At 57.0% G+C, this 13272-nt stretch carries 11 protein-coding genes; 9 read left to right on the forward strand and 2 right to left on the reverse strand.

Annotation, left to right across the window (positions count from 1 at the left end):
• Positions 1 to 5: 5 nt before the first annotated feature.
• The 4 genes from eutB to doeB are packed head-to-tail and all read left to right on the forward strand — an operon-like array spanning position 6 to position 4205.
• Positions 6 to 1007, forward strand: a complete 1002-nt coding sequence (eutB, locus tag BLU05_RS05105; RefSeq protein WP_091878092.1) for a hydroxyectoine utilization dehydratase EutB — start codon at positions 6 to 8, stop codon at positions 1005 to 1007.
• Positions 995 to 1987 (forward strand): ectoine utilization protein EutC, encoded by a 993-nt coding sequence (gene eutC / locus BLU05_RS05110; RefSeq protein WP_091878093.1) that lies wholly within the window; start codon positions 995 to 997, stop codon positions 1985 to 1987. The genes eutB and eutC overlap by 13 nt, the downstream gene beginning before the upstream one ends.
• Positions 1988 to 2010: 23 nt before the next feature.
• Positions 2011 to 3192 carry an ectoine hydrolase DoeA gene (gene doeA / locus BLU05_RS05115; protein ID WP_091878533.1) on the forward strand — a complete coding sequence of 394 codons (1182 nt, stop codon included), beginning with the start codon at positions 2011 to 2013 and terminating at the stop codon, positions 3190 to 3192.
• 5 nt (positions 3193 to 3197) lie between these two features.
• Positions 3198 to 4205: a N(2)-acetyl-L-2,4-diaminobutanoate deacetylase DoeB gene (doeB, locus tag BLU05_RS05120; RefSeq protein WP_091878094.1), complete on the forward strand. Its 1008-nt coding sequence runs from the start codon at positions 3198 to 3200 to the stop codon at positions 4203 to 4205.
• A gap of 3 nt (positions 4206 to 4208) precedes the next feature.
• On the opposite strand, the gene BLU05_RS05125 is transcribed toward doeB, so the two are convergent.
• On the reverse strand, positions 4209 to 5093 hold the full coding sequence (locus tag BLU05_RS05125; protein ID WP_091878095.1) for a LysR family transcriptional regulator: 885 nt from the start codon (positions 5091 to 5093) through the stop codon (positions 4209 to 4211).
• A gap of 227 nt (positions 5094 to 5320) precedes the next feature.
• Here BLU05_RS05125 and BLU05_RS05130 point away from each other — a divergent pair, with 227 nt between their 5' ends.
• Positions 5321 to 6859 (forward strand): MFS transporter, encoded by a 1539-nt coding sequence (locus tag BLU05_RS05130; RefSeq protein ID WP_091878096.1) that lies wholly within the window; start codon positions 5321 to 5323, stop codon positions 6857 to 6859.
• Positions 6860 to 6895: 36 nt separating this feature from the next.
• On the opposite strand, the gene BLU05_RS05135 is transcribed toward BLU05_RS05130, so the two are convergent.
• Entirely contained in the window at positions 6896 to 8515 is a 1620-nt protein-coding gene (locus BLU05_RS05135; protein ID WP_091878097.1) for a GMC family oxidoreductase, read from the reverse strand.
• Between the two features lie 141 nt (positions 8516 to 8656).
• Here BLU05_RS05135 and BLU05_RS05140 point away from each other — a divergent pair, with 141 nt between their 5' ends.
• The 4 genes from BLU05_RS05140 to BLU05_RS05155 all read left to right on the forward strand — a co-directional run bounded on the left by BLU05_RS05140 (position 8657) and on the right by BLU05_RS05155 (position 13239).
• Positions 8657 to 9226, forward strand: coding sequence for a cytochrome b (locus BLU05_RS05140; RefSeq protein WP_091878098.1), 570 nt, complete (start codon positions 8657 to 8659; stop codon positions 9224 to 9226).
• 304 nt (positions 9227 to 9530) lie between these two features.
• Positions 9531 to 10646, forward strand: a complete 1116-nt coding sequence (locus tag BLU05_RS05145) for an OmpP1/FadL family transporter (protein WP_244518154.1) — start codon at positions 9531 to 9533, stop codon at positions 10644 to 10646.
• A gap of 90 nt (positions 10647 to 10736) precedes the next feature.
• Positions 10737 to 11927 carry an MFS transporter gene (locus BLU05_RS05150; RefSeq protein ID WP_091878099.1) on the forward strand — a complete coding sequence of 397 codons (1191 nt, stop codon included), beginning with the start codon at positions 10737 to 10739 and terminating at the stop codon, positions 11925 to 11927.
• A 19-nt stretch (positions 11928 to 11946) separates the two neighbouring features.
• On the forward strand, positions 11947 to 13239 hold the full coding sequence (locus tag BLU05_RS05155; RefSeq protein ID WP_091878100.1) for a D-arabinono-1,4-lactone oxidase: 1293 nt from the start codon (positions 11947 to 11949) through the stop codon (positions 13237 to 13239).
• The last annotated feature ends 33 nt before the right edge of the window (positions 13240 to 13272 follow it).

The raw sequence follows: 13272 nt of genomic DNA on the forward strand, positions 1-13272 counted from the left end.
ACAATATGGCCGGAACATTTGTCACCCTGACCGAAATCGAGGCCGCACGCGCAGTGATTGCGCCGCATATTTTGCGCACTCCGATGGTTTCCTCGCCAAGCCTGACTGAGAAAACAGGTATGCCTGTTCATCTCAAACTCGAACACCGGCAGATCACAGGAGCGTTCAAGCTGCGCGGCGCACTCAACGCCTTGAGCAGATTGTCGCCAGATGAAAGGCAGCGCGGCGTTGTCACCGCATCAACAGGCAATCATGGCCGCGCCCTCGCCTATGCCGCCGGGCTGCAGGGTGTTCGCTCAATCATCTGTATGTCCAATCTCGTGCCCGGCAACAAGCTGGATGAAATCCGCAAGCTCGGCGCGGAAATCCGCATTGGCGGCCAATCGCAGGACGACGCCCAGCAAGAGGTAGAGAAGATCGTCGCGCAGGATGGTCTGATCATGATTCCGCCCTTTGATAGCCCTGCCATTATCGCCGGTCAGGGGACGCTCGGGCTCGAAATCATCGAAGACGTGCCAGACGTGGAAACCGTTCTCGTCCCGCTTTCCGGCGGGGGGCTTATTTCCGGAATTGCAGCTGCAGTTAAAGCCTTAAAGCCAAAGACAAGGGTCCTCGGCATTTCAATGCAGAATGGCGCGGCCATGCATGCCAGTCTGAAGGCGGGACATCCGATAAAGGTTGCCGAATATGCCAGTCTGGCAGACTCGCTCGGCGGCGGCATCGGTCTCGACAATCATGTGACGTTTCACATGGTGCGTGATCTGGTCGATGACGTTGTCCTGCTTACTGAAGATGAAATCGCTGCGGGCATCGTCCACGCCTACACGCACGAGCGGGAGATCATCGAAGGCGCTGCCGCCGTCGGTATCGGCGCCCTGCTCGCGGGCAAGATCAGGTTGCAGGGACCGGTGGTCGCACTGCTTTCCGGCCGCAATATCGACATGGACCAGCATCGCCGGATCGTTGCCGAACATTATGCAACGGGGAGCGTGCCATGCCCCGCATGACCATTCTGACTGAAGCTGATCTGCGCCGCATCATCTCTCTCGACCTTGATGCGGTCGCATGTGTCGAAGCCGCTTTCGAGGCGCTCGCGACCAAGGCTGTCGCCATGCCGCCGATCCTGCGGCTGGACATCCCCGAACATCGCGGCGAAGTCGATGTCAAAACCGCCTATGTCCCCGGTATTGATGCCTTCGCGATCAAGATCAGCCCCGGTTTCTTCAACAATCCGCAGATCGGCCTTCCCAGCGTCAATGGCATGATGGTGCTGTTCTCCAGCAAAACAGGGCTGGTGGAAGCTCTGCTCCTCGATAACGGATATCTCACCGACGTCCGCACCGCGGCGGCCGGTGCCGTGGCGGCGAAATATCTCGCCCGTAAGGACGCAAGCGTGGCGACGATTTTCGGTGCGGGTGTTCAGGCACAGTTGCAGCTGAAAGCGTTGACACTGGTGCGCCCCATTCGCGAGGCGCGTTTATGGGCGCGCGATCAGCAAAGGGCTGATGCCACCGCCGGGCGTATGCGGGCAGAGCTTGGCATTGAAATACAGGTTGAAAGCGATCCCGCAAAGGCGGTGGCGGGAAGCCATATTATCGTGACGACAACCCCATCCGAGGAGCCATTGCTGCGAGCCGAATGGCTGGAACCCGGTCAGCATGTGACTGCGATGGGGTCTGATGCCGAACACAAGAACGAGCTTGATCCGGCCATTATCCGCTTCGCCGATTTCTACGTTGCCGACAGCCTTAAACAGACACGGCGGCTGGGCGAATTGCACCACGCCATAGCGGCTGGGCTGATCCCGGAAGATCAGGCCTTTCCGGAACTCGGTGCCATCATCGCAGGTGCCAGTCCCGGTCGCCAGTCAGGCAATGCGATCACGATTGCCGATCTGACCGGAACAGGCGTTCAGGACACCGCCATTGCCACGCTTGCCCGCGACCGCGCCAAAGATGCAGGCGCCGGAACAGCGTTTGAAAGTTGATATTCGAAAGTGAGGAAACAGATATGACCGAGCCCAATCTGAAGTTCAGCCGCGAGGAATTCGCGCAAAGGCTGGCAAAAACCCGCAAGGCGATGGAAAAGAAGGGCATAGATGTTCTCATCTGCAGTGATCCATCCAATATGGCGTGGCTCACAGGCTATGATGGCTGGTCGTTCTACGTGCATCAGGCAGTGATTGTGCCACCTGAAGGCGAACCCATCTGGTATGGTCGCGGTCAGGATGCCAACGGCGCCAAGCGCACCGCCTATCTCCATCACGACAATATTGTCGGCTATCCCGATCATTATGTTCAGTCCACCGAGCGTCATCCGATGGATTTTCTGTCGAAGCTGCTGGAAGAACGCGGCTGGCGTAAAAAAACAATCGGCGTCGAAATGGACAATTACTGGTTCTCGGCAGCCGCCTTTGCGTCCCTGCAAAAGCATCTGCCCAATGCCCGGTTTGTCGATGGCACAGCGCTCGTCAACTGGCAGCGCGCCGTCAAGAGCAAGACCGAGCTAGATTATATGCGCAAGGCCGCACGCATCGTCGAACTCATGCATCAGCGCATTGTCGACAAGGTCGAAGTCGGGATGCGCAAATGTGATCTCGTTGCGGAGATTTATGACGCCGGCATTCGCGGCACCAACGAGTTTGGCGGTGATTATCCCGCCATCGTTCCGCTGCTTCCCTCCGGCGCGGATGCATCTGCGCCACATCTGACATGGGATGATCAACCCATGAAAAGCGGTGAAGGCACATTCTTCGAGATCGCCGGCTGCTTTAACCGTTACCACGTTCCCCTGTCCCGCACGGTTTTTCTCGGCAAACCAACTCAGGAATTTCTGGATGCGGAGAAGGCAACGCTTGAAGGAATGGAAGCGGGGCTTGCCGCCGCCAAACCCGGCAATAGCTGTGAAGACATTGCCAATGCGTTTTTCGGCGTCCTGAAAAAGTATGGCATCGTCAAGGACAACCGTACCGGCTACCCCATCGGCATTTCCTATCCGCCGGATTGGGGCGAACGCACCATGAGCCTGCGCCCCGGTGACAAAACAGTGCTGGAACCGGGGATGACTTTCCATTTCATGACCGGCCTCTGGCTCGAAACCATGGGCCTTGAGATCACCGAAAGCATCCTGATCACCGACACAGGCGTTGAATGCCTTGCCAATGTGCCCCGGCAGCTCTTTGTGAAGAATTGACATCCATGACATCAGCCAATCTTCTCCCGCCATCGCCCATCACGCCGACTGTGGATTTCGACAAGGACGGTGTGCAGCATGGTTTCCTGCGCCTGCCCCATAGCAGGGATGATTCCGCATGGGGTTCGGTCATGATCCCCATTGCGGTCATCCGCAACGGCGATGGTCCAACCGCCCTTTTGACGGGCGGGAACCATGGCGACGAGTATGAGGGTCCGGTCGCGCTATTTGATCTCGCCCGCACACTCGACTCCAAAGACGTTAATGGCACTGTGATCATCGTCCCGGCCATGAACTATCCGGCCTTTCGCGCCGGGACGCGCACATCACCCATCGACAAGGGCAATATGAACCGCAGCTTTCCGGGACGGCCCGACGGAACGGTCACGCAGAAGATTGCTGATTATTTCACACGGGAACTGCTGCCCCGTGCCGATGTGGTTCTGGATTTTCATTCGGGCGGCAAGACGCTTGATTTTCTACCCTTCGCCGCCGCCCACATACTCGCTGACAAGGCTCAGGAAGCGCGCGGGTTCGATGCCGTCAAAGCTTTCTCGGCTCCATGGTCCATGCGTATGCTTGAGATCGATGCGGTCGGCATGTACGACACGACGGTCGAGGAACTGGGCAAGACGTTCGTGACAACGGAACTTGGCGGCGGTGGTAGTGCCAGCGCCGAAACGATCCGTATTGCCAAGCGGGGCGTGTCTAACTTTCTCCGCCACACGGGCATTCTACACGGCAAGGTCGAACAGCACGAAACGCGCTGGATCGACATGCCTTCCGGTGAATGCTTCTCGTTTGCTGAGGATGCCGGCATGATCGAAACCATGGTCGATCTGGGCGATCCCGTCGAAGCGGGGCAGATCATCGCCCGAATCTATCCCGTTGGCCGAACTGGTACAGCACCGGCGGAGATCAAAGCCAAGCTTTCAGGCATTCTTGCCGCCCGTCATTTTCCGGGTCTGGTCAATGCGGGGGATTGTGTGGCCGTGGTCGCTGTTCCTGAATAGCAATCAGGAGGCAACTTTCAGTATCTTCCTTACCGCTGCGGCCTGATCAGGCATATCCAGAACCAGTCGCCCGAATTCACGGGTGGCCGGGGTCTGTTCTTCGTCACTCCAGATGAGAGTGAAAACCGCTTTGGGCAATGGCGGCAAACCATATTGACCATCTAAGATTTTCATTCCGGGCTCTACATCATCAACCGTCATGACGGTCATGGCGAGCCCGGAGAGAACCGCCGCACTCATCCCCTTCATGCTCGCCGATGTGAAAACCACGTGCCAGTCAATGGATGTGCGATCGAGGGCTTCGACCCCGACCTTGCGGTTGAGACATGGTGCCGGAATAAACGCCAACGGCAGAGGCGAACCGGGTTTGACTTCGAAAGTATCCGCAGCCACCCAAACGAACCGGGTTTCTTTCAAGACTTTGCCATTCGCGGCCTCTGGCAATGTCAGCACCACCGCAAGATCAAGATCACAAGCCTTGACCATCATACCGAGATCCATACTCATGCTGACATTCACATCCAGCTGAACAGCAGGATAAGCACGGGCAAACTGACACAGAAGCGTCGGCAGCCGGTCGCCGATGAAATTTTCAGGAACGCCAAAACGCACAACGCCCGCAACCGGTGACGCCTGAAAACGGCGGTTCAACGCATCGAGCGATAACAGAATCTGCTCGGCGCAACGGAAAAAGTCCGAACCATCCTCAGTCAGCGTCACGCTGCGCGTCGTCCGGTAAAGCAAAGGACGTCCCACCTGCTCTTCCAGCCGCCGGATTTGATGGCTGACAGCAGATTGTGTCAGATTGAGCCGCCGCGCAGCACGGGTAAAGCTCCCGGCTTCTTTGACGGCAACAAACGCGCGCAGGAGTGTAGGTTCGAAGTCCATCCTGTCAGATTAATGATTTCTGCTAATTTGTTCTAGTAAATTAAATCATTTCTATCATGAACGGGACTACCTTAAACTGAGTCTCATTATCCGCCACGGCGGACGCCTGTACAACCACCTATCGTGCAGGCGCATTCTTCGATCTGACTTGGCCCAAAGCTCTCCGGCACTGCGTGTTCCGGCGTGGGTAGAGGCTGTTGCCAAGCCCAACTTGGAAAGAACCATTGATGAGTCTCTCCCCCTCCCGCAAGAACATGGTGGCGCTGGCCGCCATATGTCTGTCGTCCCTGATGTTCGGCCTCGAAATTTCCAGCGTACCGGTGATTCTGCCGACACTGGAAAAGGTTATGCATGGCACGCTGAAAGACATGCAATGGATCATGAACGCCTATACCATTGCCTGCACCACGGTTCTGATGGCCGTCGGAACGCTGGCGGACCGCTACGGGCGCAAGCGTATCTACGTGATCAGCCTTGTCCTGTTTGCCATCACATCCTTCATTTGCGGTCTGGCTCAGGACGCGCCCATTCTGATCGTCAGCCGGTTTCTGCAAGGCGTCGCTGGTGGTGCAATGCTGATCTGTCAGATCGCCATTCTCTCCCACCAGTTTCAGGCAGGCCACGAACGCAGCAAGGCCTTCGGCATATGGGGCATTGTCTTCGGCATCGGCCTCGGATTTGGACCAATCATCGGCGGCATCATTGTTGCCCTGACGAGCTGGGAATGGGTATTCCTCGTTCATGTACCGCTCACTGTCGTGACACTGGTTCTGGTTTTGAGCAGCGTCGAGGAATCCAGCGATCCGGAAGCCAAGAAACTGGACATTCTGGGGATCGCCACCCTGTCGCTGGCAGTTTTCGGGCTGACCTATTTCATTACGCAGGGCCCCGATCTCGGCTTTACCAGCCCGGCAGCCCTTGCCATCGTCGGGGCGTCGGTCGCTAGCTTCATCGTGTTCCTGTTTGCGGAAAAACTCAGCCCGCATCCGATGTTCGACTTCTCGGTATTCAAAATTCGCAACTTCTCCGGGGCAATTCTCGGTTCCATCGGTATGAATTTCAGTTTCTGGCCGTTGATGATCTATCTGCCCATCTATTTTCAGAGCGGTCTTGGCTATGACATCGTTGCGGCAGGTCTGGCATTGCTGGCTTATACGCTTCCCACCTTGGTCATCCCGCCATTGGCGGAGCGTCTGTCACTGCGTTATCGCCCCGGTATCATCATTCCGGCAGGTCTGTTTGCGATTGGCCTCGGCTTCATGCTGATGTGGTTTGGTAGCGGCGTCGAACATGCGAGCTGGCTGACCATGCTTCCCGGTTGCCTGCTCGCCGGAATGGGTCTCGGTTTGACCAACACGCCTGTCACCAACACCACGACAGGTTCGGTTTCCAGCGCACGCGCCGGAATGGCCTCCGGCATCGATATGAGCGCCCGGTTGATCACTCTGGCGATCAACATCGCCCTGATGGGTTTCATTCTGCTGGAAGGTACCCTGTCCTATCTCAGGGGTGTATTTGACGGATCGTTCGATCCGTCCCGCTTGCGGCTGCTTGCCGAGAAAATCGCTGCCGGAAACTTTGCAGGTCTTCAGCAGAGTTTCCCGGAACTCGCCACGCTCGACGCCTCCGGAACGATCGTCCATACGGCGCTGATTCACGGCTTCGGCAATATCATGCTGTATGGCGGCATCGGCGTCTGGGTTCTGGCCGTGATCAGTTTCATCATCTTCGGCCCCGGCAAACGCCTGAGAGCGGCAGCAGCCTGAAGAAAACGGTGCGGGAAGGCTGGTTCTTCCCGCTCACTATTTACGAAGAATAAGATCGGCGGCCTTTTCGCCGATCATCGCAGATGGAGCCTGTGTATTACCGCTGATCAGGTTTGGCATGATCGATGCGTCCGCTACACGCAAAGCATCAACACCGCGCACCCTGAGCTCCGGGTCGACAACGGAAAGTCTGTCTGCGCCCATGCGGCAAGTCCCCACCGGATGGTAGATCGTGTCCGAGTGCTGACGGATCAGCGCAACCAGACCCTCCTCATCTTCCGCGCCAGTGCCATAGAGCGGACGCGTATTCAACGCGGCAAGCGCCGGGGCCGACAGTATCTTTTGCGTCAACCGGGCACCGCGCACCAGCGTTTGCAAATCATCGGGATGCGACAGAAAATTCGGATCAATCAGCGGTGCCTGCGCAATATTCGGGCTGGCAAGGCGCACGCTGCCCCGGCTTTTCGGCCGCAGGACACAGACGTGCAGGGCCAAGCCCGTACCGAGATGCAGCTTGCGATTATGATCATCAACAAACCCGATGCAGAAATGCAGTTGCAAATCTGGCCGCTTCACATCCGGGCTGCTGCGGATAAAGCCGCCAGCCTCAGCCGCATTGGAAGTGAGCATCCCTTTTCCCTTGGTAAGATAAGTCGCGAAGGCCCCGGCACCCCGAACCAGAACCGGAAGTGTCATACCAAACAGACCCGGCGCCTTCGACCACATATTGTGGATATAATCGAGATGATCCTGAAGACTGGCACCCACATCAGGCGCGTCGAAGACGACATCAATACCCAGCTGGCGCAGATGATCGGCAGGACCAATGCCCGACACCATCAGCAATTGCGGTGACCCGAATGCTCCGCCGGAAATGATGATTTCGCGATCGGCATACAAAATTTCTTCGCGATCCGGCAAACCATAGGCAACACCAACGGCACGGCGCCCGTCAAACACGATGCGGCGAACTCGCTGACCCGCCAGCACCTGCAGATTATTCATGGCAGGTGCCTCAAGGTAGGCCCGTCCCGCATTGTAACGCGCGCCGTCTTTCTGGAACACCTGATAGAGGCCGACGCCTTCCTGATTTTCGCCATTGAAATCATCGTTGCGCGGATAGCCCGCCTGCACCGCAGCTTCAACAAATGCAGCTGTTGCCGGACTGTCATTGGACAATTCGCTGACACGAAGCGGCCCGCCTGCCCCGTGCCAAGCATCTTCGCCGCGCACATTATCCTCGGAGCGTTTGAAGTAAGGCAAAACATCCTGCCAGCCCCAGCCCGTGCAGCCGAGCTCCGCCCAGGCATCGTAATCTTCCGGCTGCCCGCGAATATAGATCATTGCATTGATAAGACTGCTGCCGCCCACCCCACGTCCGCGCGGCTGATATCCGCGCCGTCCGTTCAGTGCTGCTTGCGGTGTGGTCTCATAGCCATAGTTGAACCGAGACTTGAGCGGAACCAGCCCAGCGATGCCGAGCGGTATGTTGGAAAGGAGCGGTGCGCGCCTTGGCCCTGTCTCGAATAGGGCCACATTGCCGTTGCCGGGCGCTCGGGCAAGACGCGATGCGACCGCACAGCCAGCCGGTCCAGCGCCCACGACGATGTAATCGACAACCCTCATGATAACGCCCCTCCCAAGGCTTTGTGCCATCAAGTCATCTCCCCGCCGGAAACACAACAACAGGCTATCGTGCCATTGATGGCGACCATCGTCATATTTTCGCTATTCACCTGAATAATATCTGGACCTCAGTTGTTCATGCGACTTCAGAGGCAATGGAGTTTTCACCTGATGGCAAATCCTGATACCAGCATCACATCACGACCGCGCATGCACTACGATCATGCGACGATCGCATTCCACTGGCTAACTGCCCTTCTCGTCGTCGGGCTCTTTGCCAGCGCGCAAATCTGGAACCAGCTGGAACGTGGGACCTGGCTGCGAAAGGACCTGCAATCGATCCATATTTCCTTTGGCATATTGCTGGCAGTCACTATCGTCCTGCGCATCGTCTGGAGAATAGCCAATAGGGGCGATCTTCCTCCGGCTACATCGGGGCTTCAGGAAATCGCTGCCAAACTCGTCCACATGGTGCTCTATATCCTGCTCTGCCTACAGGTTGTTCTGGGATTTCTGTTCCGCTGGGCGCAGGGTGAGCCGCTCACATTTTTTGGCCTGTTTTCAATACCGCATTTTTTCACCGTCGATCCGGCAATGCGGTCCACCTTCGGCGAAATGCACAATCTGGTTGCTTGGACGATCATCGTTCTGGCGGGACTGCACGCCGTCGCGGCGCTCATGCATCACTATGTCTTGAAAGACCGCGTTCTTGTCCGGATGCGGCCAGCAGCACGACGCTAGAGCTGATCTCAAACCACTTTATTGCGGTCATCAACAGTTTTGGCCGGAATTAACCTCCCCCTGACCGTCGTGAACCTTTGAAGCCGGCGCACATTCCGGCACTCTAGGCTCACCATGATTGTTGATGGCGCTGAAGCGTGATCAGAACAACCCGTTTGGCAGACCGTGAGGGCGTGTCCTGCACCAGAGGTTGATGATCCCGCGACCCAAACCGGAGACCGCGTTCGCACCCGTGCGGACAGGCAAGGCATAACGGCATCGGGCAGCGTCTTCAGGATCATACACGCATCTATGAGGGGAGCGTATGCATCAGATGAATCTCAAGACATTGTTTTTGACCATAGTGGTCGCTGGGGCCGCAACGTCTGCCCATGCGGGCGGGTTTTCCCGCGGAACTGCCGATACCGAAATCCTCTATGAGGACGGCAATTTCAACATGCGATCCAGCGTAACGTTCGTGCGCCCCAGTCAGAAATATTCCAAGAACGGCAACCCGGATCTGGTCGGTACCGATCCTTATGACACCTATGTCATCCCGTCCTTTGCAACCAAGTTCAAACTGACCGACAGTGTCAGCTGTGCCGGCACCTACACGCAGCCCTATGGCGGCAGCAAGAAATATGATGCGCCGACCTATGACGGCAAGCTGACGGAAAAATTCCACATCGATGAATTTGGCGCGACCTGCGCCGTCAAATTCTCCGTAGGCAAGGGCAATTTCTATCTTCTCGGCGGCATGTTCCTCGAACAGCTCGACTATGAGCGCGAGGATTTCGGTGGCATCAATCTCAATCTCACAGGACAGGACACCGGCTATCGCCTTGGCGTTGCCTATGACATTCCTGACATTGCCTTCCGCGCCCAGCTGAAATACCGCTCGGCAACATCCTACGGTGCCGATGGCACATTGTCCGTTCCCGGTGAATTGGTAGGTGTTCCCCTGCCCAAGGTGGATTTTGCCGCCAAGGGCTATGGCAACTTGCCCCAGAATGTTGAGCTTGATCTGCAAAGCGGTATTGCGCCCGGCTGGTTGGCCTTTGCATCGGTCCAATGGATGGACTGGAGTGTGACCAAGACACTCATCGTGCGCTCCGATATTTCCGAGACCATCGACCAATATAACTGGCGCGATGGATGGACGATTACAGGCGGTATCGCGCACGAATTCACCAAGGATCTTGCAGGCAGTGTCAGCCTGAGCTGGGATCAGGCTGTTGCCACCGGCTGGGACGTGACAGGCGAGACGTGGACACTTGCGGTCGGCGGCGCGTGGAAAGACAAGCGAGGCGGCGAACTGCGTGGTGGCATTGGCGTGACCTACATGGCCGCAGTCGAGGAAACCAAATATGGCTTCAACAATTCGGCACTTGATGCCGGTTGGGCCGTATCCGGAAATCTTGGCTATGCGATTAAGTGGTAGGCTATCTGTATAGCCTCACCCCAAGCTGGGCTGGCAAACCTGAAACCAGCTGTCACGATCATGAATCTCAGCGTGAAGGGAAGCCATAGCATGGCACCTGTCCAGTCTTCGTCGTCCCATTCTCCCGACTGGCTTGTCGGAAACCCCACGCGCGTCCAGCAATGGGCGGCCCTGTGGATTGGATCTGCCGGATTGCAGATTTTGGGACTGCAACCCATTCTCCTCGGGGCGCTCTATTCGGAGAAGCGCGTCAATTTTGACGAGCTGGCTCTCATTGCTACAGCCGAATTTATTACCATAGCGCTGGGCTCCGTCATTGCGGGCATGCTGATTTCAACCCGGCATCTCCGGGTAAAATCTGCCGTGTTGCTCGCAGCACTGGCAGTGCTTGATTTCACCGTCTCCTATGCCACAACGCCCAATGAATTGCTGCTCGTCCGCTCCCTCGCCGGTCTTGTTGAAGGTGGTACCGTTGCCATTTCCATCGAGCTGATTGCACGTTCGCGCCATGCGGAGCGTCTCGGCGGCTTTTTCATCTCCCTGCAGACACTCGCCCAATGCATTCTTGCCGCCATTCTGGCCCTATGGGTGGTGCCAGCTATGGGCTCCAGCGGCGGATTTCATGTGCTCGCCATTGTCTGTCTTGCCTCGCTCGCAATATCAGCACTCGTTCCTGGCGAGTATGGCGAACTGCCAAAACAGCCAAGCAATATGGACGGCGTTTTCTCGGTCCGTGCCATACTGGCGCTGCTGGTAATCTTCACCTTCTTCCTGTTCATCGGCTCACTCTGGGCATTCCTTGAGCCTTTGGGCGCACTTTACGCCATTGATGCACAAACGGTCGGACTACTGGTGTCTGCCAGCCTTGCATTTCAGGTGCTCGGCGCGGTCTGCGCCACATGGATCGACCGCCACCTCGACTACCGCCTGTCAATTATCCTGTGCATCCTCGCCGCCATTGCTGCTTCGGCTGTCCTTGCCGACCATCCATCCGTATCGATGTTCTGGGCAGCGGCGCTGGTGATTGCGTTCCTCTGGATGTTCATTACACCCTATCAGATTGGCCTCGCCGTCGCGGCTGACTCATCACGCAGCACGGCGCTGCTCATTCCAGCGGCTCAGATTCTCGGCGCTGCGCTCGGGCCACTCGCTGCATCCATTTTCATCACCAATGACAATGTGGGTATCGTTCCATGGTTCGGCATGAGCGCGCTGCTGTGCAGTCTGGCCCTGTTCGGCGTGTTCCTCATGTTTTCGCGCCGCCGCGCCATCACCGTTTGATTGAAGAGGCTTATTGTCCATGAACATCGCAATTGGCAATGACTGGCAAAACTGGTCGGGTTCCGTCACCGCACAGCCGCAATTGATGTCACATCCCAAACATCTCGAGCAATTGAGCACCACGATCAAAACCGCCCCGGGGCCCATCCGCATTGCTGGGACAGGTCATTCCTTTACGCCTTTGGTGAAGAGCCAAGGCACCATTCTCTCGCTCGACTATTTCAGTGGCCTCATTTCGCACGACAACGATAAATTACAGGCCCGCATTGGTGCCGGAACCAAGATCGGCGCGCTGACAAAACTGCTGCACGAAGTTGGTCAGGCACTGCCCAATATGGGCGATATCGACAAGCAGGCGTTTGGCGGCGGGCTGGGCACCGCAACACATGGTTCCGGCGTCACCCTTGGCGCCTATCATACCCAGCTTACCGCCATGCAACTCGTCGACGGTCGCGGCAATATCCGCGAATTTGATCGCGCTGTACATTCCGATGTGATGGATGCCATGGGTGCCTCGCTCGGCGCATTCGGTGCGGTCACGGAAGTGACGATCCAGAACATGGCGAATTATCGCCTGCGCCGCCGCCGCTGGACCGAGCCGGTTGATGGCGTACTCGACCAGTTTGAAAAGCGCATGTCCGCCCATCGCTCATCCGAGTTTTACTACATTCCATTTTCGGGACAGGCGCTGTTTCTCGCAAGTGACATCACCGAGGCTCCAGCAGGCACGCGTCCGCCAACGGAAGATGACGACGCGCTGGGCACCTTGCGAAAACTGCGCACCTATCTCCAGCGCTTTCCGTGGCTGCGCCGCAAACTGATCGGCACAGCCATCGCCCGCCTGCCCAAGGAAGATTATGTGGGTGAATGGCTTAACGTCTATGCCTCCGAACGCAATGTGAAATTCAACGAGATGGAATATCACCTGCCATTCGAAGAAGGCGCGACCGTCTTGCGCCAGATCATCTTGCTATTGGAAGAGAGGTTCCCACACGTCTATTTCCCTATCGAGGTACGTGTTGTCGCGCCTGACAATGTCTGGCTTAGCCCGTTCTACAAACGTGCCAGCTGTTCAATCGCCATTCACCACGATGCCCGCGAGGACCCACACCCCTATTTCAAGGCGGCAGAAGCCATTTTCCGCGCCCATGGTGGCCGTCCGCATTGGGGCAAGATGCATAATCTCAAGGCAAAGGATCTGAGCGCACTCTATCCGCGCTGGGCCGATGCCATGGCCGTGCGCCGCGACATGGACCCCGACAACCGCTTTGTCTCGCCCTATCTGGCTGATCTTCTGGGAATTGATCTGTGAGCGCTCCTTATTTCACCGCGGTCTCAAAGGCGC

Origin of the sequence: Phyllobacterium sp. OV277, assembly GCF_900104355.1 — a bacterium.
In the GTDB taxonomy this organism is placed as follows: domain Bacteria; phylum Pseudomonadota; class Alphaproteobacteria; order Rhizobiales; family Rhizobiaceae; genus Phyllobacterium.

Coding starts and splice junctions, on each gene's coding strand:
- BLU05_RS05135 (WP_091878097.1), bottom strand. CDS start 8,515: ATGGCACAAAGCCTTGGGAGGGGCGTTATCATGAGGGTTGTCGATTAC.
- doeA (WP_091878533.1), top strand. CDS start 2,011: ATGACCGAGCCCAATCTGAAGTTCAGCCGCGAGGAATTCGCGCAAAGG.
- BLU05_RS05150 (WP_091878099.1), top strand. CDS start 10,737: ATGGCACCTGTCCAGTCTTCGTCGTCCCATTCTCCCGACTGGCTTGTC.
- eutC (WP_091878093.1), top strand. CDS start 995: ATGCCCCGCATGACCATTCTGACTGAAGCTGATCTGCGCCGCATCATC.
- BLU05_RS05130 (WP_091878096.1), top strand. CDS start 5,321: ATGAGTCTCTCCCCCTCCCGCAAGAACATGGTGGCGCTGGCCGCCATA.
- BLU05_RS05145 (WP_244518154.1), top strand. CDS start 9,531: ATGCATCAGATGAATCTCAAGACATTGTTTTTGACCATAGTGGTCGCT.
- BLU05_RS05140 (WP_091878098.1), top strand. CDS start 8,657: ATGGCAAATCCTGATACCAGCATCACATCACGACCGCGCATGCACTAC.
- doeB (WP_091878094.1), top strand. CDS start 3,198: ATGACATCAGCCAATCTTCTCCCGCCATCGCCCATCACGCCGACTGTG.
- BLU05_RS05125 (WP_091878095.1), bottom strand. CDS start 5,093: ATGGACTTCGAACCTACACTCCTGCGCGCGTTTGTTGCCGTCAAAGAA.
- BLU05_RS05155 (WP_091878100.1), top strand. CDS start 11,947: ATGAACATCGCAATTGGCAATGACTGGCAAAACTGGTCGGGTTCCGTC.
- eutB (WP_091878092.1), top strand. CDS start 6: ATGGCCGGAACATTTGTCACCCTGACCGAAATCGAGGCCGCACGCGCA.